This window comes from Pinisolibacter sp. DMC19 (assembly GCF_056313985.1).
Genome location: NZ_JBQUZF010000002.1, coordinates 637,445 through 658,376, shown reverse-complemented (window position 1 = coordinate 658,376; position 20,932 = coordinate 637,445). Strand labels below are relative to the sequence as shown.

Here is a 20,932-nt window from a genome sequence, read left to right as displayed (position 1 = left end):
ATGCGAATCCTCATCGTCGAAGACGACCGCGAAGCGGCCACCTACCTCGTCAAGGCCCTCAGGGAGGCCGGTCACGTCGTCGAGCACGCCGGCGACGGCGACGACGGCGCTCATGCGGTGGAGACCGGCGAATGGGACGTCGTGGTGATGGACCGCATGCTGCCCAAGCGCGACGGCCTGTCGATCATCCAGGACATGCGCGGTCGTGGCGACGACACGCCGGTGCTGGTGCTCTCCGCGCTGGGTCAGGTCGACGATCGCGTCGACGGGCTCAAGGCCGGCGGCGACGACTATCTCGCCAAGCCCTATGCCGTCACCGAGCTTCTCGCCCGCGTCGAGGCGCTCGCCCGCCGCCGTCGTCCCGGCGACGTCGAGACGAGCTATCGCGTCGGCGACCTGGTGCTCGACCGGCTCTCCCACACGGTGACCCGCGGCGGCGAGGAAGTCGTGCTGCAGCCGCGCGAATATCGTCTGCTCGAATATCTGATGAAGAACGCCGGGCAGGTGGTCACCCGCACCATGCTGCTGGAGAACGTCTGGGACTATCACTTCGATCCCCAGACCAACGTCATCGACGTCCACATGTCGCGCCTGCGCGCCAAGATCGACAAGGACCGCGACCGGCCGCTGCTGCACACCGTGCGCGGCGCCGGCTACATGGTCCGCGAGGCGGCGAAGTGAGCGCCGCGGCCGTGACTGCGACCCCGACCCCGACCCCGGCCGAGGCCCCCGGGCGCTGGGCGGCGTTGAGGCGGCTGTTCCGCACCACGGCGGTGCGCCTGTCGCTGCTCTATCTGGTGGTCTTCACCGCCTTCTCGCTGTTCCTGGTGGTCGCCGTCACCCACGACGCGACGCGCGTGCTGACAAGGCAGATCCACGATGCCATCGACGCCGACGTCGAGGCGTTGCAGGACCAGTACCGCGAAGGCGGCATCCTGCGCCTGATCGACGCCCTCGACGTCCGCACCCGTCGCCCCGACGCCGGCCTCTTCTACGTCGTCGACCCGTCCGGCAATCCGATCGCCGGCAACGTCGCCGAGCTGCCGCCCTCGGCGTTGGCCGACCTCACCGACGATCCCCATGCGATCGACTACGTCCGTATCGAGGACGGCCGCGACATCCGCCACGTCGCACTGGTCAGGGCCTTCGCCCTCGACAACGGCTTCCGCGTGCTGGTCGGCCGCGACATCGGCGAGCGCGAGCGCCTGCGTGGCGTCTTCCGCAAGGCCTTCCGCTATGTCGCGGGCCTGATGGTGGTGATCGCCGGCCTGACCTGGTGGTTCCTGTCGCGCCGGGTGTTGAAGCGCATCGATCAGGTCTCCGCCGCCTCGCGCCGCATCGTCGAGGGCGACCTCTCCGGCCGTCTCGCCGTCACCGGCTCGGGCGACGAGTTCGACCGCCTCGCCGTCGGCCTCAACGAGATGTTGGAGCGCATCGGCGAACTGATGGGCGGGGTGAAGGGTGTCTCCGACGCCATCGCCCACGATCTCAAGACGCCGCTGACCCGACTGCGCAATCGCGCCGAACAGGCGCTTCTGGCCTCCGACGCGACCGGGCCCCACCGCGAGGCGCTGGAGGCGACGCTCGAGGAATCCGACGCCCTCATCCGCACCTTCGACGCGCTGCTGATGATCTCCCGCGTCGAGGCCGGCCGCGCCTTCACCGCCGCCGACCCGGTCGACGTGGCGCAGGTCGCATCCGAGGTCGCCGAGCTCTACGAGCCGGTCGCCGAGGACGAGGGCGGCAGCCTGACCGTCACCGCGTCCGGACCGCTCGCGGTCAGCGGCAATCGCGAACTGATCGCCCAGGCGCTGACCAATCTCGTCGACAACGCCCTGAAGCACGGCCGCCGCGACGACCGCGCCCCCGCCGTGACGATCTCGGTCGGTGCGGTCGCAGGGAGGGCGGTGATCCGCGTCGCCGACGACGGCCCCGGCGTGCCGGAGGCCGATCGCGCCCGCATCTTCGAGCGCTTCACCCGGCTCGAGGCCTCCCGCACCACGCCGGGATCGGGCCTCGGTCTCGCCCTCGTCGCCGCCGTCGTCCGCCTCCACAAGGGCACGATCGCGGTCGAGGACGCCCGCCCGGGTCTCGCCATCGTCGTTTCGCTGCCGATTTCCGCCTGACCGGTGACGCACCGTTAGTAGAAATACCATGGAAATGCTTGCACCGTCCTTCCGCTACGCTAGGCTCGGCGAGCGGGGTGCGTCGGGGCGTGCCGCCGCGCCGGGAGGATGGTCATGTGTGAACGTTGCGCGGGAATGGGTCGAAGGGCGTTTCTGGGTCTGGCGGGTGCCGCCGTGGCCGGTCTGGCGGGGGGCTTCGTGGCGAGCCCGGCCCATGCCGCCGGCGGTCCCAAGACGGACCTCACCGCCGATCAGGCGCTCGAGAAGCTGAAGGCCGGCAATGTCCGCTACGTCACCGACGCGCAGGTCTGCGCCGCCGACCTGTCGGGTCAGCGCCACCACGTCACCGCCGGTCAGGCACCCTGGGCGACCGTGATCGCCTGTGCCGACAGCCGCGTGCCGCCGGAACTGCTGTTCGGTGGTCTCGGCCTCGGTGAGATCTTCGTCATCCGCAACGCCGGCAACGTGATCGATCTCGACGTCGTCGGCACGGTCGAATACGGCGCCGCCGTGCTCGGTTCGCCGCTGGTCGTGGTGATGGGCCATCAGCGCTGCGGCGCGGTCGCCGCCGCCTGCGACACGGCGATCAAGAACGCCACCTTCCCCGGATCGATCGGGCAGATGATCGAGCCGATCGTCCCCTCCGCGCTGGCGGTCAAGGACGTCCCCGGCGACATCGTGACCAATGCGGTCAAGGAGAACGCCCGGCGTCAGGCCGCCCGCCTCGTCGAGCGCTCGCCGATCGTCTCGGGCCTCGTCCAGTCGAGCAAGGTCAAGGTGGTCTCCGCCTTCTACGACCTCGATTCGGGCGCGGTCGACTTCGCCGTCTGAGGCGACGCGCGATCCGATCTCCCGGTTCCTCGCGATGAACGCGCGCCCGTCGCGGCGCGCGCTTCCGCGCGTCTCGACGACGTCGCCCGTCGACGCGGGTCTTACGACTTTCCCCGCGCTTGACCCTCCCGCCCGACTGCCTATCCATTGGGCACCCGGCGGCGCACGCCTCGTCGCGCCGGGCGACCCGGCCTCCGAGGCGAGACAGAAGAAGAATGAGCGCAGGAAACGCCGAGAAGACCGCCGCCGGACCGCTCCATTCCCGTATTCGCGTCGAGATCCGCCCGCCGAACCGCAAGGCGGGGACCCAGGCCTTCGCTCGCGTCGTCGACCAGTCGCGCTTCGCCAGCGACGACGGCGCCCTGACCGAGCTGCTGCGCGAGAGCCCGGCGACGAAGACCTTCCTCGAAGGCGTCTTCGCCAACTCGAGCCATCTCGCCGATCTCGCCACCCGCGATCTCGCCCGTCTCGCCCGCGTGCTCGTCTCCGACCCAGCCGAACGCATCGACGCCCTCGTCGCCGAGGTGCGGTCGCTCGACACCGCCGACGAGGCGGAGCTGATGATGCGCCTGCGGAAAGCGAAGCAGGAGGCGGCGCTGGCGATCGGCCTCGCCGATCTCGGCGGCGTCTGGGGCACGATGGAGGTGACCGGTGCGCTGACCCGCCTCGGCGACGCGACACTGTCGGCAGCCTGCCGCTTCTGCCTGCGCGACGCCGCCGAGCGCGGCAAGATCGAGCTTCCCGACCCCGCCGACCCCGAGAAGGGCTCCGGCTGGATCCTGCTCGCCATGGGCAAATACGGCGCCTTCGAGCTGAACTATTCCTCCGACATCGACCTCATCGTCTTCTTCGATCGGTCGACCGCCCGGCTCGCGGAACCCGACGAAGCGGTCGATCTCTTCGTCAAGCTGACGCGGCGCATGTCGAAGATCATGCAGGAGCGCACCGCCGACGGTTACGTCTTCCGCGTCGACCTGCGCCTGCGTCCCGACCCCGGCGCGACGCCGATCGCCATGAACCTCGACGCCGCCTTCCAGTACTACGAGTCGATGGGCCAGAACTGGGAGCGCGCCGCCCTCATCAAGGCGCGCGCCTGCGCCGGCGACATCGCCGCCGGCGACTATTTCGTCAAGGAGATCCGCCCCTTCGTCTGGCGGAAGTATTTCGACTACGCCGCGATCGCCGACGTCCATTCGATCAAGCGCCAGATCCACGCCCACAAGGGCCACGGCGAGATCGCCATCGCCGGCCACAACGTCAAGCTCGGTCGCGGCGGCATCCGCGAGATCGAGTTCTTCGTTCAGACCCAGCAGCTGATCGCCGGCGGCCGCGATCCGTCGCTGCGCGGCCGCGGCACGCTCGCCATGCTCGAACGGCTGGTCGAGACCGGCTGGATCGAGGCCCGCGTCCGCGATGAGCTGACCGAGGCCTATCTCTTCCTCAGGAACGTCGAGCACCGCATCCAGATGGTCGCCGACGAACAGACCCATTCGCTGCCCGAGGACGACGAGGGCGTCGACCGCATCGCCCGGATGATGGGCTTCAAGGGGCTGAAGGACTTCGCCCCCGCGCTCCGCCTGCGTTTCGAGACGGTGCAGCGGCACTATGCCCGCCTGTTCGAGAACGCGCCCGAGCTCTCCGCCAACATGGGCAATCTCGTCTTCACCGGCGACCAGGACGATCCCGGCACGCTGGAGACGCTCTCCGGCCTCGGCTATCGCCGCGCCCCCGACGTCACCGCCGCGATCCGCGCCTGGCACTTCGGCCGCTATGCCGCGACTCGCTCGACGGTGGCGCGCGAACGCCTGACCGAGCTGACGCCGGTGCTGCTGGCGACGCTGGCCGGCACCGACAACGCGGATGCCGCCTTCTTCGCCTTCGACCGGCTGGTGGCGAAGCTGCCGGCGGGCGTGCAGATCTTCTCGCTGCTGGTCTCCCACCCCTCGCTGCTCGACCTGATCGCCGCGATCATGGGTGCCGCGCCGAAGCTCGCCGAGACCATCGGCCGCCGTCCGCGCGTGCTCGACGCGCTGATGGAGCCCGCCTTCTACGACGGCGTGCCCGAGGAGGCCGATCTCGAACGTCGCCTCGCCACCTCCTTCGAGGAGGCGCGCGACTACGAGGACCTGCTCGATCGCGCCCGCATCTTCGGCCAGGAACAGATCTTCCTGATCGGCGTGCGCGTCCTGACCGGCACGCTCTCGGCAATCCAGGCGGGTGCGGCCTATGCGACGCTCGCCGGCGTGCTGGTGCGCGGGCTGCTCGCCGCCGTCGAGGTGGAATTCGCCAAGGCGCACGGCCGGGTCGCCGGCGGTGCGGCGGTGGTCGTCGCCATGGGCAAGCTCGGCGGGCGCGAGATGACGGCGTCGTCCGATCTCGACCTGATGCTGCTCTACGACTTCGACGAGGCCTGCGACATGTCCGACGGCGAGCGCCCGCTCGCCCCGTCGCAATACTACATCCGCCTGACCCAGCGCCTCGTCGCCGCGCTCTCCGCCCCGACGGCGCAGGGGCTCCTCTACGAGGTCGACTTCCGCCTCCGTCCCTCCGGCAACAAGGGGCCGATGGCGACGCGCCTGTCGAGCTTCGAGCAGTATCACGCCGAGGAGGCCTGGACCTGGGAGGCGATGGCGCTGACCCGCGCCCGCGTCGTCGCCGGCGACACCGCCTTCGCCACCCGCGTCGAAGCGGCGATCCGCACCGCTCTCGTCCGCCGCCGCGATCCGGAGAAACTTCGTGCCGACGTCGTCGAGATGCGCGGCCTGATCGCCGAGGAGAAGGGCACGACCGACCCCTGGGACATCAAGCAGATCCCCGGCGGTCTGGTCGACGTCGAGTTCCTCGCCCAGTTCCTGATGCTGCTGCACGGCCCCGACGACCCGGCGCTGTTTGCGACCAACACCGGCGTCGCCCTCGACCGGCTGGCGGCGGCGGGCCATCTCTCGGCGACCGACCACGACCTCGTCGGCCCGGCGTTGCGGCTCTATCAGGGCCTGACCCAGACGCTGCGCCTCGCCTCCGACGGTGCCTTCGTGCCGAAGGAGGCGCCGCGTGGCCTGATCGACTTGCTGACGCGGGTCGGCGAGCTGCCCGACTTCGGCACGCTCGCGGCCCATCTGGCCGAGACCGAGAAGGCCGTCCACGAGGTCCACGAACGCATCGTCGGCAAGGCGAAGAAGCGCGGGCGGAAGTGACACCCGCGCGGGAGCCTTCCCGCATGAACGAAGTTTAATCCGGCCGCAAAGTGCCCGAAAGGTTGCGACCGCTAGTGTGATCTTCGAAGCGAGGGCGCCCTCTCCCCCCGGGGCGGAACGTTCCCCCTCCCTCGCCACGGAGACGACCATGAAGACCCTGACCAAGATCCTCCTCGGCGCCGGCCTCCTCGCCACCGCGGCCGGCGGCGCGGCCTATGCCCGCGGGCCGATGGGCTGCGGACCGGACGGCCCCATGGCCGGCCCGATGGGTGGCCCGATGGGCGGACCCGGCGCGGGGCCGATGCGCGGCGCCTTCCTCGACAAGCTGTTCGACCGCCTCGATGCCAACAAGGACGGCGTCGTCACCCTCGACGAGGCGATGAAGCTGGTCGACGAGCGCTTCGACAAGATCGACGCCAACCACGACGGCACCCTCGACAAGGCCGAGATCGAGAGCTGGATCGGCCGCCGCGGCGGTGAGAAGGCGGTCACCCGCTTCCTCGAGATCCACGACCTCGACGGCGACGGCAAGGTCACCAAGGCCGAGTTCGAGAAGCCCTTCAAGAAGCGCTTCGCCCTGTTCGACCGCAACGACGACGGCAAGATCACCAAGGACGAGGCCAAGCTCGCCATGGCCGCCATGCACGGCGACTTCGGCATGGGTGGTCCCGGTCGCCATCACGGCTGGGGCATGCAGGGCCCCGGCATGCGCTGGAACCAGGACGGCCAGCCGCCGATGCCCGGCGTCGGCCCCGGCCCGGGCCCCGGCGCTCCGGTGCCGCCCGCCCCGGCCAAGTGAACGATCACGTCTGCACGCGAGAAAACGGCGCCGGGGGCAACTCCGGCGCCGTTTTCGCATGTCGAACGAGACGTGGTCAGGCGGCGCGGGGGGCGTCCTCGCCTCCGGCGGAGGTCTTCGCCGCCGTCCTGTCACGGACCGGGAAGCTCAGTTCGACCGTCGTGCCGACGTTCGGCGTCGAGGCGATGGTCATGGTGCCGCCCTGCAGATCGACCAGGCTGCGCGCGATGGCGAGGCCGAGGCCGGAGCCCTTGTGCGTCTTGGTGAACTGGTTCTCGACCTGGACGAAGGGCTGGCCGAGCCGGGCGATGTGTTCGGCCGAGATGCCGATGCCGGTGTCGACGATGGCGATGTGGATCGCCGTGCCGTCGGTGCGCGCGGTGAGCGACACCCGGCCGCCCTCCGGCGTGAACTTGACCGCGTTGGAGAGCAGGTTGAGCACCACCTGCTTGACCGCGCGGCGATCGCCGTCGAGCGCGAGACCCGGTTGGACGTCGTTGGCGACCTCGATCTTCTTGTCGTCGGCGGCATGGGCGATGATGCGGCCGGCCTCCGCCAGGATCTCGTCGAGCGGCACCACTTCGTGCGCCAGTTCCATGCGGCCTGCCTCGATCTTCGACATGTCGAGGATGTCGTTGATGACGTTGAGCAGGAACATCCCCGAATGGTGGATGTCGCGGCTGTATTCGGCGTACTTGTCGGGCCCGAAGGCGCCCATCATGCCGCCCTGGCTCATGATCTCGGAGAAGCCGATGATCGCGTTGAGCGGCGTCCGCAGCTCGTGCGAGATGTTGGCGAGGAAGTCGGACTTGATCCGGTTGGCCTCCTCGGCGCGCACCTTCTCCTCGGAATATTTCTCGGCGAGTTCGACCAGCTGCTGCGCCTGGATCTCGAGCTTGCGGCGCGACGAGCGCAGGTCGAGGACGGTGCCCATCAGCCGCTTCTCGCTCTCCACGAGCTTCTCCTCGTGGCGCTTCAAGGGCGTGATGTCGGTGCCGACCGAGACGAAGCCGCCGTCCTTGGTCCGCCGCTCGGAGATCTGCAGCCAGCGGCCGTCTTCCAGCTCGGCCTCGAAGGACGACGAGCCGTCCTCCGTCGCCTCCTCCGCCGGCGGGTGACGCACCAGCGGCTGGCGGGCGATCTCCATCACCTGCGAATAGGGCGCGCCGGGGCGGATGTCGCGGTCGTGCAGTCCGTGCAGTTGCTGGTACTTCGAATTGCACATCACGAGGCGGTTGTCGGCGTCCCACAGCACGAAGGCTTCCGAGATCGTCTCGATGGCGTCGCGCAGGCGCAGGTCGGCGGCGACGGTGGTCTCGACCAGCCGGCGGTGCTCGGTGATGTCGGCGGCGATGCCGACGAGATGGCGCGAACCGGTCTCGGTGCGGTCGACCACCTCGGCGCGGACGCGGAACCACAGCCAGCTGCCGTCGGCCTTCTTCATGCGGAAGGCGCGGTCGAGCGTGTGGATCTCGCCGGTCAGGAGGCCGCCGGCGAAGCGGGTGAAGTCGACGTCTTCCGGGTGGACGAGCTTGGCGACGTCGCCGAAGCCGACGAGGCCGGAGCCGTCGGCATTGTCGAGGCCGAGCATCTCGAACATCGAGGCCGACCAGTAGAAGCGGCCGCGCGCCAGATCCCAGTCCCAGAAGCCGCAGCGGCCGCGCTTGAAGGCGGTCTCGGTGCGGGCGGTGGCGAGCGCATGCAGCGCGTCGGCAGAATTGGCGCGGATCACCTGGGCGAAATAGGCGTAGGTGAGCACGAGCAGGATGACGGCGGTGAAGGCGAAGAGCGTCAGCGTCGAGCGCAGATTGCGCCGCCAGTCCTCGTAGATGCCTTCCTCCGGCTGATGCACGGCGACACTCGCGGAAGCGCCCTCGGCGTGCGCGAGCGCGGCGATGGCGCGGCTGCCGTCGGCGAGCGTCAGACCGATCGCCCCGGCGCGGGCACCGAGCGTCGTCAACGGCTGCGCCGTGCCGAGCACGTCGTCGAGCCGCTTGCCTTCGAGCCGCTTGTCGGCGGGATGGACGACGCGGATGAGGCCCTCGGCGTCGGCGATCAGGATGCGGCGGCCATCCGTGGTGGCATGGACCGGAAGTTCGGCGACGAGCGGACGGACGACCGCGTCCCAACCGGCGTCGGCGATCCGGTCCTTGGCCTGATCGATGCCGCGGGCCAGCGTCGAGGCGACGAGGGCGGTCTGGTCGCGGGCGGCGTCTTCCAGCGCCTGCCGTGTCTCCATCATGCCGACGAGACGCGTCAGCGTCATCATCGCGACGAAGGTGACGATCAGGACCGGGATCGAGCGTCGGAGCCAGGACTCGGCTCCGAGCACCTGCCGATAGGCCGGGCTGGCGAGATGATGGGCATGTCCTTCGAGCCGCGGGGTGCGCGCGAGCGAACCCCAGGCAAACGGAATCCATGCGGATGCACGGGCAGAACCGGCCTGCGCCATGGTGGGAACCCCCCGGTCGATCTGGATGAAATCGAGCGGCGGATACCCCCACGCGTCGCCCGAATCACCCTCATTTGAATCGAGGGGGTCGGGGTTGTCCAGTGCTTCCACGCGGGATGGGGAGTTTCACGAATCCCGTGAAAAACGGCGGTTTTTTCACGACGTAGAGTCAACCGAGCGAGCGCTCGGCGATGTCGGCGACGTCGCGCGACAGACCGGCCGTCGCCGCCACTCGCTTCAGCTCCGCCTCCGCCCAGGCACGCCGCCGCGGCTCCAGCGCGCGCCACGACCGGAAGGTCGAGAGAAGCCGCGAGGCGAGGTGCGGATTGAGGCGGTCGAGCTCCAGAACCCGGTCGGCGACGAAGACGTAGCCGGCGCCGTCGGGACGGTTGAACTGGGTCTGGTTGCCCGAGGCGAAGGTGGTGATCAGCGCCGTCACCCGGTTCGGATTGCCGATCGCGAAGGAGGGATGGCCGGTCAGCGCCTTCACCCGGTCGAGCGTCTGGGCGAGCGGCGCCGTCGCCTGGACCATCAGCCACTTGTCGATCACCAGCGGGTCGTCGACGAAGCGGGCGTGGAAGTCGGCGAGGAGCTCGTCGGCGCGGGGCTGGCCGCGACCGACGGCGATGGCGAGCGCCGCCAGTCGGTCGGTCATGTTGTCGGCCGCGTCGTAGGCCTCGGCGACGAGGGTGCCCTCGTCCTCGATCGCCAGATAGTCGAGCGCGGCGTTGCGCAGCGCGCGGCGGCCGGCCGCCACCGCATCGGGCGAGAACGGACCGGTGGCGGCGGTCTTCGCCCAGATGTCGGCGAAGACGGTGCGGCCTTCGCGGGCGATCAGCCCACGCAGGCTCCGCCGTGCCGCGAAGATCGCGTCCGGATCGACGTCGACGGCGATCTCGCGGGCGACGTCGGCCTCGGTCGGCAGCGCCACGGCCAGAGCCCGGAAGCTCGGCTCGAGCGACGGCTCGCCGGCGGTCCGCACGATCGCCTCGACGATGCGCGGGTCGAAGGCGGGTTCACGCCCGGCGCGGATCGCGGCGGTCGCCTCCATCAGACCGGCGAGCGCCAGCCCCTGGATCGCCTGCCAGCGATTGAAGGGATCGACGTCGGTCGCCGCCAGATGCGCCTGATCGGCGACGTCGAGATTGGTCGAGAGCCTGACCGGCGCCGAGAAGCCGCGCAGCAGCGACGGCGCCGGACGGGCGGCGAGCCCCTCGAAGACGACGTCGTGATGCGGCTTGTCGAGGACGACGACGTCGCCCCGGACCGTCGCCCCGGAAATGCGCGCCGCATGCATGTCGGCGCCGTCGGGACCGACCAATCCGAAGCGCACCGGGATCGGGATCGCCGACTTCACCGGCTGTCCCGGCGTCGGCGGCACGGTCTGGTCGAAGGCGATCGAAAGACGGCCGTTCGCGGCATCCCATTGGATCTGGGCGATCACTTCCGGCGTGCCCGACTGGGTGTACCAGAGCATGAAGCGCGAGAGGTCGACCGTCGTCCGCTCGGCGAAACAGGCGACGAACTGCTCGACCGTCGCCGCTTCGCCGTCGTGGCGCTCGAAATAGAGGTCCATGCCGGCGCGGAAATCGTCGGCACCGACGAGCGTCTTCAGCATGCGGACCACCTCGGCGCCCTTCTCGTAGACGGTCGCCGTGTAGAAGTTGTTGATTTCCTTGTAGACGTTCGGTCGGCACGGGTGGGCGAGGGGGCCTGCGTCCTCGGGGAACTGGTGGCTCTTCAGGAGCCGCACGTCGGCGATGCGCTTGACCGCGCGCGAGCGCTGGTCGGCCGAGAACTCCTGATCGCGGAAGACCGTCAGGCCCTCCTTGAGGCAGAGCTGGAACCAGTCGCGGCAGGTGATGCGGTTGCCGGTCCAGTTGTGGAAGTATTCGTGCGCGATCACGCCCTCGATGTTGGCGTAGTCGGTGTCGGTCGCCGTCCTGGGGCTCGCCAGCACATATTTGTCGTTGAAGATGTTGAGACCCTTGTTCTCCATCGCGCCCATGTTGAAGTCGGACACGGCGACGATGTTGAAGACGTCGAGGTCGTACTCGCGCCCGAAGGCCTCCTCGTCCCAGCGCATGGAGCGCTTCAGCGCGTCCATCGCCCAGCCGGCCTTCTCGCCGCGGCCGTGCTCGACATAGATGCCGAGCGCCACCGTCCGCCCCGAGGCGGTGACGAACGTGTCTTCCGCGACGTCGAAGGTGCCGGCCACCATGGCGAAGAGATAGGCGGGCTTGGGGAAGGGATCGTCCCAGATCGCATAGTGGCGATCGGCGCCGACGTCGCCCGCCTCGGTCGGATTGCCGTTGCCGAGCAGATGACGGGCCGAGGCCTTCGGCGCCTCGATCCGGGTGCGATAGACCGCCAGCACGTCGGGGCGGTCGTGGAAATAGGTGATGCGGCGGAAGCCCTCGGCCTCGCACTGGGTGCACCAGTTGCCCGACGAGCGATAGAGGCCCATCAGCTTGGTGTTCTCGGCCGGCCTCACGCGGGTGACGAAGGTCAGGCGGAAGGGTGCGGCCGGCGGCGCCTTCAGCGTGAAGCCGGCGGGGCTCGCCTCATAGGCCTCGGGGGCGAGCGCCGCGCCGTCGAGGGCGACCGAGACGAGGTCGATCTCGTCGCCGTCGAGCACCAGGGCGGTGCCGGGCGCGGTTTCGGGACGGGCCGAGAAGCCGATCTCGGCGGTGACGATCGTCTCCGCCTCGTCGAGGCGGAAGTCGAGGAAGACGCCGTCGATGCGATGGGGCGTCGGCCGATAGTCGGCGAGCCTGACCATTCCGTCCGCCCGCTGTTCGCTCGCGCCGCTCATGTCGTCTTCTCCGTCGTCGTTCCGAATGCTTCGCTCATGCGAAGGGTCTCGATACCCGATCTCGTCCTGCGGCGCACCATGGATCCGCCGGTCGCCCCCCGTCGTTGACGTCGATCATCGCTCGGATCGGTTTCGCTCACACCCGATCGGGCGCGACGTTCATGCGATAGCCGACGCCCGGTTCGGTGACGATCGCCGCGGGGGCGGCCGGATCGTCCTCGAGCTTCTGGCGCAGTTGGCCGATGAAGACGCGCAGATACTGCGTGTCCTCGACATGGCCGGCGCCCCACACCCGGGCGAGCAGCGCCCGGTGCGTCAGCACGCGCCCGCCCGCCCGCATCAGGGCGACGAGCAGGTCGAATTCCTTCGGCGTCAGCTTCACCGCCTCGCCGCCGCGGGTTACGCGATGGGCGTCGACGTCGACCTCGAGATCGCCGCAGCGAAGCACGTTCGCCGCCGTCTCGCTGCGCCCGCCGGCGCCGGCCCTGAGCGCGACGCGGATGCGGGCGAGCAGCTCTCCGATGCCGAAGGGCTTGGCGACATAGTCGTCGGCGCCGAGGTCGAGGGCTGCGATCTTCTCGATCTCCTCGCCGCGCGCCGAAAGCACGATGATCGGCGTCTCGGAATGGCGACGCATGAGGGTGATGACCTCCTTGCCGTCCATGTCGGGCAGGCCGAGATCGAGCACGATCACGTCGGGGGCGTGGGCGCGCGCCGCCGCCAGCCCCTCCGCGCCGTCGATGGCGCGGATGACGTCGTAGCCCGCCGCCGCCAGCGCGGGTTTCAGGAAGCGCTGGATCTGGGGTTCGTCGTCGACGACGAGGATCTGCGGTCGGCGCGTCACGGTTCGGTTCCTCCCGTCTCGGCGGATGCCACGGCCGGTTCGGCGGCGAGGCGTATGGTGACGCGGGTGCCCGGGACGGCCTGCGTGCGGCTCTCCACCGTGATCGTGCCGCCCATCGCCGCGACCACCCGCGTCGCGATCTCCAGCCCGAGCCCGCCGAGGCGCTTGCCGCCCCCGCCGCTCGTCTCCGGCAGGCGCTTCTCGAACAGCCGAGTGATCTCGTCGGCCGACATGCCCCGCCCGGCGTCGACCACGTCGATGGTGACCGCGTCGCCGTCGCGCCGGACGGCGATGTCGATCGGCGTGTCGGGCGGAGAGGCTTCGCAGGCGTTGGCGCCGAGGTTGAAGATCACCTGTTCGAGCAGGATGGCGTCGCCGCGGACCGTCACCCCGCCGGCCGTTCGCGCCGCGCGGACGGTCCGGCCGGAGTGGACCCGGCGCAGGTGGTCGGCGGCGGCGGCAGCGGCGTCGCCGGGATCGATCCAGTCGCGACGCACGTCGAGCCCCGCCTCGAGCCGCGTCAGCACCAGGAGGTCGCCGACGAAGCGCGACAGCCGGTCGGTCTCTTCTTCGATGGCCTCGAGCAGATCGGCGCGGTCCTCCGGTTCCATCCGGTCGCCGAGCTGGCGCAGGCTGGTGACGGACCCGAGGATGGTGGCGAGCGGCGTGCGCAGATCGTGCGAGATCGAGGAGAGCAGCGCCGAGCGCAGCCGCTCCTGCTCCGCCGCCGCCGTCGCCGCGGCGCGCTCTTCGGCGAGACGCACCCGTTCGAGCGCGATCGCCGCCTGCTCCAGGAGTGCGGTGAGGCCGGGATCCGCCTCTTCGTCGGTCGCCGCGTCGAGCCCGATCACCGCCACCACCCCGTCGGCGGCGACGAGCGGCCTGAGGCGGCGATCGCCGACCCGGCGCGCCACCGGCCGCGCCTCGGCGAAGATCGCGGCGACGGCGCGCGTCTCCTCCGCGTCGGGGGCGATCGCCTCCGGCCAGCCGTCGTTGCGGAGCGCGCCGGTCTCGTCGCGGTCGAGCAGGACGACGGCGCCGTCGACGCGGGCGGCGACGTGGCGGACGACGAGGCTGCGGACCGCCGCGCCGTCGCCGGTGGCGCCGACCCGTTCGGCGAAGTCCTTGAGCATGGCCAGCGTGTCGGCCCGTTGCCGTGCCTCGTCGGCGGCCTCGCGCAGCCGGCCGGCGAGACTGCCGGTGACGATCGCCGCGACGAGGAAGACGCCGAGGGCGAAGACCTCGCGCGGGTCGTCGACCGCGAAGGTGCCTCTGGGTTCGACGAAGCCGAAGTCGAAGGCGAAGAAGGCGGCAAAGGCCGCGAGCATGCCGGCGAGCGGACCGAAGAAGGCGGCCGCCGCCAGCACCGCGACGAGGAAGACCGAGATCACGTAGGCCGGCGGCAGCACCGTGCCGAGATGTAGGCCGATCCAGGTCGCCGCACCGACGATCGCCAGCGTACCGGCGAGCGCCAGGACCGGTCCGGCGCCCGGCGTGCGGGCGCGGTCGGCGGGCGAACGCGGAAAGTCGGGCGGCGGCAAGGGCATCTCCTCGGCGAGTCGCCCCTATCTTGATCGCGACGGCGGCGAAGGGAAACCGGGGAGGCCGTCGAACTCGCCGTCCTTATGATTTCCTTATGGTGACGCCCCCGCTTCGCCATCGCATCCTTACGCCCGACGGCGCATCTCGACGGCAGGAACCTTCCCTCCGCACGAGACCCCGACCATGACGTCGATTCCCTCCGACGAAATCCTCGAACCCGTCGATGCCGCTCCGGCCGCTCCAGCCGCTCCGGCGCCGGTCCCCGGCCATGCGCTCGGCCACGCCGGCATGCTCGCTGCCCTCGGCGTCGTCTTCGGCGACATCGGCACCTCGCCGATCTACACCCTCGACACCGCCTTCAAGTCCGGCGTCATCGCCCCCGAACCGACCCAGGTCGTCGGCTTCCTGTCGCTGCTCGTCTGGTCGCTGATCGTCGTGGTCGGCATCTGGTACGCGACGCTGGTGATGCGCGCCGACAACCATGGCGAAGGCGGCATCTTCGCGCTGATGGCGCTGGCCGTCCGTTCCGCCCCCGCCAAGGCCGGGCTGATCGCCATGGCCGGCGTGATCGGCGCCTCGCTCTTCTACGGCGACGCGGTGATCACGCCCGCCATCTCGGTCCTCTCGGCGGTCGAGGGTCTCGAGGTGCTGGCCCCCTCGCTCGAGAGCTTCGTCCTGCCGCTCGCCATCGTCATCCTGACGGCGCTCTTCGCCGTGCAGAAGGGCGGCGCCTCCAAGGTCGGCGGCTGGTTCGGCCCGATCATCCTCGTGTGGTTCGCCGTCCTCGCGGTGACCGGCGCGATCCAGATCGCCGCCCGTCCCGAGGTCCTCGCCGCGCTCGATCCGCGCGCCGGTCTCGCCTTCCTGGTGGAGGCCGGGCCGCTGGCCCTCGGTATCCTCGCGGTGGTCGTTCTCGCCGTCACCGGCGGCGAGGCGCTCTATGCCGACATGGGCCATGTCGGCCGCACCGCGACGCGCAAGGCCTTCGCCTTCGTCGTCGCCCCGGCCCTGATCGTCAACTACCTCGGCCAGGGCGCGTGGGCGCTGAACGAGGCCGCCGCCGGCCGTTCGGTCGACGGGCCGTTCTTCCATCTGGTGCCCGATACGCTGGTGATGCCGCTGATCCTGATCGCCACCGTGGCGACGGTCATCGCCTCGCAGGCCGTCATCTCCGGCGCCTTCACCCTGACCCATCAGGCCGCCCATCTCGGCTTCTGGCCGCGCATCCGGGCGCATCACACCTCGGCCGCCGAACGCGGACAGGTCTATGTCGCCTCGGTCAACGCGCTGCTCTTCGTCGGCGTCATCGCCATCGTCGTGCTGTTCCAGAAGTCCGAGCGCCTCGCCGAGGCCTATGGCTTCGCCGTGACCGGCACCATGGTGGTGACGACGCTGCTCGCCTACATCGTCGCCCGCGGCGTCTGGGGCTGGGGCCGGCTGCACGCCCTCGCCGTCGTCTCGGTCTTCACCGCCGTCGTCTCGGCCTTCTTCGTCGCCTGCGCCACCAAGATCCTGCACGGCGCCTGGCTGCCGCTGGTGATCGGCGCCGGTCTGGTGTTGATCATGGCGACCTGGCGCGCCGGCCGTCTGCGGCTCGCCGCCCGCCGTCGCCACGAGGGCGTCGCCGTCGCCGTGGCGCTCGGCGCCCTGCGCAGCCCGCGGGTCGAGGCGGTGCGCGGCACCGCGGTCTATCTGATGGAAGACCCGCTGCTCGCCCCGCGCGCCTTCCTCCACAACCTGAAGCACAACAAGTGCGCCCATCGGCAGATCGTCTTCCTGTCGGTGCGCACGGTCGGCGAAGCCTGGCTCGCCGAAGCGGACCGCATCACCGTCCACGAGCTCGCCGACGGGGTTGCTCGCCTCGACGTCGCCTTCGGCTTCATGGAGACGCCGGACATTCCCGAGGCGCTGGCCGGCGCGCAGGCCCTCGGCGTCCACGTCGACCGCAAGGACCTGTCCTTCTTCGTCTCCCGCGCCCATCTCGTCGAGGGCGAGACGACCGGCCCGTGGTCGATGGTGCGCAGCCTCTTCGTCTTCCTCTATCGCAACCAGGCCGACCCGGCGGAGTACTACCGCATCCCGCCCGGCCGCATCGTCGACCTCGGCGCCCAGATCACGGTGTGATCGCGGGCGGCCGACGGACGACCCCGAAACGACGAACGGAGCGGCCCATCTGCGCCGCTCCGTTCGTTTCTTCGTCTCGGTCGATGGACCTCAGAACACCTTCAGGCCGTTCAGCAGGATGATCGCGATCGCCACCGGGGCGACCCAGCGTACCAGGAAGAAGGCGGCGCGGATCGACGCCCGGGCGAGGGGAGCCCCCTCCGCCGCCATGCGCTTCTCCGGTTCGGCGAGACCGTGGACCCAGCCGACGAAGATGGCGATCAGGATGCCGCCGGCCGGCAGCAGCACGTTCGACGACAGGAAGTCGAAGAGATCGAACGGGTTCATGCCGAAGATCTTGGTCTCCGCCGTCAGGCTCTGCGACAGCGCCGCCGGCACGCCGAGGAGGCCGATCATGACGATCGTGGTCGCCGCCGCCGTCTTGCGACGCATGCCGAAGCGCTCGATCAGCACGGCGACCGGCACCTCGAGCAGCGACAGGATGGCGCCGACGCTGGCGATCGCCGTCAGCACGAAGAACACCGTCATGAAGATCGTGCCGCCCGGCATCGAGGTGAAGACCGCCGGGATCGTCATGAAGACCAGCGACGGTCCCGCCGCCGGCTCGAAGCCGAAGGCGAAGACGGCCGGGAAGATGGCGATGCCGGCGAGCAGCGACACCGAGAGATCGGCGAACATGACGCGCGCGGCGGTCGCCGGGATGTTCTGCTCGGGACGGAAGTAGCTGCCGTAGGTCAGCATCGTGCCCATGCCCAGCGACAGCTTGAAGAAGGCGAGGCCGAGCGCGGTCAGCACCACGGCCGGCGTGATCTTCGTGAAGTCCGGATCGAACAGGAAGGCGAGGCCCTGACCGGCGCCGTTCAGCGTCAGCGACCGCACGCAGAGCACGATCAGCAGCACGAAGAGCAGCGGCATCAGCCGCCGCGCCACCGCCTCGATGCCCTTGGAGACGCCGAAGGCGATGATCGTGCCGGTGATCGCCAGCACCACCCACTGCCAGGCCAGCGAGGCGACCGGGTCGGAGACCAGCTTGCCGAAGGAGACGGCCGCGACCTTGGGGTCGACGGTGGCGATCTCGCCGGTCATCGCCTTGAAGACATAGGCATAGACCCAGCCGGCGACCTCCGAATAGAAGGCCATGATCAAGAGCGCCGCGGCGAAGCCCATCCAGCCGATGATCTTCCACCAGCCCTGACCCTTCGGCGCCAGCCGGTCGAAGCTCGTCACCGCGTCGGCCCGCGCCGTGCGCCCGAGCATCGTCTCGGCGATCATCACCGGCAGGCCGACCAGCAGCGTCGCGCCGAGATAGACGACGAGGAAGCCCGCACCACCGTTCGAGCCGGTGAGCGAGGGGAACTTCCAGATGTTGCCGAGGCCGACCGCCGAACCGAGCGTCGCGAGCAACGCGCCGAAGGTGGTGGTGAATGCGTCGCGATTGTTCCCGGACATGCCGTCGCCCCGCTGTCGCGGCGGCTGCCCGAGCGTGGCTCCGCCGGTGGTTTCGTTCGAGGATGGGCTGATATCAGCAATCACCTTTCGCGCCAATCGGTGAATACCGCAAACGCCTTCCGGTTCATCGCGTATGCCGCGACGATTTCGTCGCAGGGGTCGGATTTCGTCTTTGCTGCGGGGCGAAACTGTCGGCCAGCCGACAGCACGGGTGTCGCGCCGACACTAGAGTGCGACCATCGCGCGCCTCGCGTCACGGGCGCAGGGCGCGACGATCGAACGGAGGAACGAGATGAAAGCGCGCGCCAACAAGACGGATCGCCCGATGGTCGTCGTCGGAGCGGGGCAGGGGGGCATCCAGGCTGCGGAATCGCTGCGTGAGGAAGGCTGGGAAGGCGAGATCGTCCTCGTCGGCGACGAGCCGCATCCGCCCTATCACCGCCCGCCGCTCTCCAAGGAAGCGCTGCTCGACACGCTCGACTTCGCCGACATCCAGCTGCGCGGCCCCGAGGCGATCGCCGCCAAGGGCATCGACTTCCGCCCCGGCATCCATGCCCTCTCGATCGACCGCGCCGCCCGCACCGTGGCGCTCGACGACGGCAGCACGATTCCCTACGAGGGCCTCGTCATCGCCACCGGCGGCCACAACCGCCGCCTGCCGGTTCCCGGCGGCGATCTGCCCGACATCTCCTCGCTGCGCTCCATCGACGACGCGCACAAGTTCGCCGCCGCCCTCGCCCGCGCCGAGACCGTGCTGGTGGTCGGCGCCGGCTTCGTCGGCCTCGAGATCGCCGCCTGTTGCCGGCTGTGCGACAAGGAGGTCACGGTGGTCGAACGCGAATCTCGCGTGCTCGCCCGCGCCGTCGCGCCGGTGATCTCCGAGATCTACGCCCGTCTCCACCGCGAACGCGGCGTCACGCTCGAAATGGAGGCCTCGGTGGTCGAGGTCCTGTCCAAGGACGGTCGCGCCACCGGCGTGCGCCTCGCCGACGGGCGGATCCTCCTGGCCGACCTGATCGTCGCCGGCATCGGTCTGGTGCCCAACGACCGCCTCGCCAAGGAGGCCGGTCTCGCCTGCGAGATGGGCGTCATCGTCGACACCTGTGCCCGCACCGCCGATCCCGACATCGTCGCCGTCGGCGACTGCACCGCGGTGGCGCACGCCCCCGGCCAGCCGCTCCACCGGCTGGAATCGGTGCAGAACGCCGTCGAACAGGCCAAGGCCGGCGCCGCCGCGCTGATGGGCCGCGAGAAGCCCTTCGTCGCCCCGCCGTGGTTCTGGTCCGACCAGTACGACATCAAGATGCGCTCGGTCGGCCGCTCCGCCGATCACGACCGCCACGTGCTGCGCGGCGACGTCGCCAACTATCGCTTCTCGGCGTTCTACTTCCGCGGCGACACCTTCCTCGGGGCCGACAGCCTCAACGCCGTGCAGGACCACAACGCCGCCCGCCGCATCCTCGATCGCGGCCTGCCTCTGTCGCCGGAACAGCTCGCCGACCCGACCTTCGACATCGGCAAATGGGCGCGCGCCGCCGCGCCCGTCGCCTGAGACCATCGCATGACACCGGCATCGGGGGCGGTCGTCGCGGCCGGTCCCCGAGCCTACCCCAGGAGGCCGAGGCCATGGCCGAGAACAGCGCGCATGCCGATCTGGTCAAGGGCTATTACGGGTCGGTCCTGTCGGGGGCCGCGGATCTGAAGACCGGCGCCTGCTGCTGCAACGAGATGATCCCGCCGGCCCATCGCGCCGTTCTCGCGACGCTCGACGAGGAGGTGCTCGACCGCTTCTACGGTTGCGGTTCGCCGATCCCGCCCCTGATCGAGGGCCGGCGCGTCCTCGACCTCGGCTGCGGCGCCGGTCGCGACGCCTTCCTCCTGTCGGCGCTGGTCGGGCCGAACGGCTCGGTGGTCGGCGTCGACTTCACGGTCGCCCAGCTCGACGTCGCCCGCCGCCACCGCGACGTCCAGGCCGAACGGATCGGCCTTTCCAATTCCAACGTCGACTTCCGCCTCGGCGCGATCGAGGATCTCGCCGCCGCCGGCATCGCCGACGCCTCGATCGACGTCGTCGTGTCGAACTGCGTGATCAATCTCTCCGACGACAAGGAGCGGGTCTTCGCTGAGATCCGCCGTGTCCTGAAGCCCGGCGGCGAACTCCTCTTCTCCGACGTCTTCGCCGACCGCCGCATGCCCGCAGCCCTCGCCCGCGATCCCGTTCTGCTCGGCGAATGCATGGGCGGCGCGCTCTATGTCGAGGACTTCCGCCGCCTGATGGCCCGCGTCGGCTTCGCCGATCATCGCGTCGTCACGAGTCGGCCGATCTCGATCGACAATGCCGAGATCGAGGCCCGCGTCGGCAACGTCGGCTTCTCGGCGACGACGGTGCGCGCCTTCGCGCTCCCGACCCTCGAGGACGCCTGCGAGGACTACGGTCAGGTGGCGATCTATCTCGGCACCATCCCCGACCACCCCCATCGCTTCGATCTCGACGACCACCACATCTTCTTCACCGGCAAGCCGATGCTGGTCTGCGGCAACACTGCCGCCATGGTGGGCGAGACGCGCTTCGCCCCGCACTTCAGGGTGATCGGCGACCGCTCGACGCATTTCGGCGCCTTCGCCTGTGCCGGCCCGGCGCCGGTGCCGGCGGCCGAGACCGAAGGCGACGGCTGCACGTGCTGCTGACGAACACTTCGCCGCCGCCTTCGGCATTTTTTCACCGTCACACCGTTCCCGTGACGAAAATGGTCGAA

General features: G+C 70.0%; 13 protein-coding genes. 8 read left to right on the top strand and 5 right to left on the bottom strand.

The window, feature by feature from the left end; translation table 11 throughout:
- The 5 genes from ACT53U_RS07460 to ACT53U_RS07440 all read left to right on the top strand — a co-directional run bounded on the left by ACT53U_RS07460 (position 1) and on the right by ACT53U_RS07440 (position 6,950).
- The gene (locus tag ACT53U_RS07460; protein ID WP_476153795.1) at positions 1 to 681 is read left to right on the top strand and encodes a response regulator transcription factor; all 681 of its coding nucleotides are present in this window, start codon (positions 1 to 3) and stop codon (positions 679 to 681) included.
- Positions 678 to 2,126, top strand: coding sequence for a sensor histidine kinase (locus ACT53U_RS07455; protein ID WP_476153794.1), 1,449 nt, complete (start codon positions 678 to 680; stop codon positions 2,124 to 2,126). The genes ACT53U_RS07460 and ACT53U_RS07455 overlap by 4 nt, the downstream gene beginning before the upstream one ends.
- Positions 2,127 to 2,240: 114 nt before the next feature.
- On the top strand, positions 2,241 to 2,957 hold the full coding sequence (locus ACT53U_RS07450) for a carbonic anhydrase (RefSeq protein WP_476153793.1): 717 nt from the start codon (positions 2,241 to 2,243) through the stop codon (positions 2,955 to 2,957).
- 215 nt (positions 2,958 to 3,172) lie between these two features.
- Positions 3,173 to 6,151: a bifunctional [glutamine synthetase] adenylyltransferase/[glutamine synthetase]-adenylyl-L-tyrosine phosphorylase gene (locus tag ACT53U_RS07445; protein ID WP_476153792.1), complete on the top strand. Its 2,979-nt coding sequence runs from the start codon at positions 3,173 to 3,175 to the stop codon at positions 6,149 to 6,151.
- A 148-nt stretch (positions 6,152 to 6,299) separates the two neighbouring features.
- Positions 6,300 to 6,950, top strand: coding sequence for an EF-hand domain-containing protein (locus ACT53U_RS07440; protein WP_476153791.1), 651 nt, complete (start codon positions 6,300 to 6,302; stop codon positions 6,948 to 6,950).
- Between the two features lie 76 nt (positions 6,951 to 7,026).
- On the opposite strand, the gene ACT53U_RS07435 is transcribed toward ACT53U_RS07440, so the two are convergent.
- From ACT53U_RS07435 to ACT53U_RS07420, 4 genes are all read right to left on the bottom strand, one after another.
- Positions 7,027 to 9,402: a sensor histidine kinase gene (locus ACT53U_RS07435; protein ID WP_476153790.1), complete on the bottom strand. Its 2,376-nt coding sequence runs from the start codon at positions 9,400 to 9,402 to the stop codon at positions 7,027 to 7,029.
- Positions 9,403 to 9,571: 169 nt separating this feature from the next.
- A complete protein-coding gene (gene pepN, locus ACT53U_RS07430) occupies positions 9,572 to 12,217 on the bottom strand; it encodes an aminopeptidase N (RefSeq protein WP_476153789.1) in 2,646 nt (881 codons plus the stop codon).
- 136 nt (positions 12,218 to 12,353) lie between these two features.
- On the bottom strand, positions 12,354 to 13,061 hold the full coding sequence (locus tag ACT53U_RS07425; protein WP_476153788.1) for a response regulator: 708 nt from the start codon (positions 13,059 to 13,061) through the stop codon (positions 12,354 to 12,356).
- On the bottom strand, positions 13,058 to 14,602 hold the full coding sequence (locus ACT53U_RS07420; protein ID WP_476153787.1) for a DUF4118 domain-containing protein: 1,545 nt from the start codon (positions 14,600 to 14,602) through the stop codon (positions 13,058 to 13,060). Before ACT53U_RS07420 ends, ACT53U_RS07425 begins: the two co-directional genes overlap by 4 nt.
- Before the next feature lie 184 nt (positions 14,603 to 14,786).
- On the opposite strand from ACT53U_RS07420, the gene ACT53U_RS07415 reads away from it, so the two are divergent.
- Positions 14,787 to 16,727, top strand: a complete 1,941-nt coding sequence (locus ACT53U_RS07415; protein ID WP_476153786.1) for a potassium transporter Kup — start codon at positions 14,787 to 14,789, stop codon at positions 16,725 to 16,727.
- Between the two features lie 90 nt (positions 16,728 to 16,817).
- On the opposite strand, the gene ACT53U_RS07410 is transcribed toward ACT53U_RS07415, so the two are convergent.
- Positions 16,818 to 18,176, bottom strand: coding sequence for a sodium-dependent transporter (locus ACT53U_RS07410; protein ID WP_476153785.1), 1,359 nt, complete (start codon positions 18,174 to 18,176; stop codon positions 16,818 to 16,820).
- Positions 18,177 to 18,468: 292 nt separating this feature from the next.
- Here ACT53U_RS07410 and ACT53U_RS07405 point away from each other — a divergent pair, with 292 nt between their 5' ends.
- Entirely contained in the window at positions 18,469 to 19,728 is a 1,260-nt protein-coding gene (locus tag ACT53U_RS07405; RefSeq protein WP_476153784.1) for an NAD(P)/FAD-dependent oxidoreductase, read from the top strand.
- Positions 19,729 to 19,802: 74 nt separating this feature from the next.
- Complete coding sequence (locus ACT53U_RS07400; protein ID WP_476153783.1) at positions 19,803 to 20,864, top strand: methyltransferase domain-containing protein; 1,062 nt, start codon at positions 19,803 to 19,805, stop codon at positions 20,862 to 20,864.
- The last annotated feature ends 68 nt before the right edge of the window (positions 20,865 to 20,932 follow it).

Coding starts and splice junctions, on each gene's coding strand:
- ACT53U_RS07440 (WP_476153791.1), top strand. CDS start 6,300: ATGAAGACCCTGACCAAGATCCTCCTCGGCGCCGGCCTCCTCGCCACC.
- ACT53U_RS07400 (WP_476153783.1), top strand. CDS start 19,803: ATGGCCGAGAACAGCGCGCATGCCGATCTGGTCAAGGGCTATTACGGG.
- ACT53U_RS07450 (WP_476153793.1), top strand. CDS start 2,241: ATGTGTGAACGTTGCGCGGGAATGGGTCGAAGGGCGTTTCTGGGTCTG.
- pepN (WP_476153789.1), bottom strand. CDS start 12,217: ATGAGCGGCGCGAGCGAACAGCGGGCGGACGGAATGGTCAGGCTCGCC.
- ACT53U_RS07415 (WP_476153786.1), top strand. CDS start 14,787: ATGACGTCGATTCCCTCCGACGAAATCCTCGAACCCGTCGATGCCGCT.
- ACT53U_RS07410 (WP_476153785.1), bottom strand. CDS start 18,176: ATGTCCGGGAACAATCGCGACGCATTCACCACCACCTTCGGCGCGTTG.
- ACT53U_RS07405 (WP_476153784.1), top strand. CDS start 18,469: ATGAAAGCGCGCGCCAACAAGACGGATCGCCCGATGGTCGTCGTCGGA.
- ACT53U_RS07445 (WP_476153792.1), top strand. CDS start 3,173: ATGAGCGCAGGAAACGCCGAGAAGACCGCCGCCGGACCGCTCCATTCC.
- ACT53U_RS07460 (WP_476153795.1), top strand. CDS start 1: ATGCGAATCCTCATCGTCGAAGACGACCGCGAAGCGGCCACCTACCTC.
- ACT53U_RS07435 (WP_476153790.1), bottom strand. CDS start 9,402: ATGGCGCAGGCCGGTTCTGCCCGTGCATCCGCATGGATTCCGTTTGCC.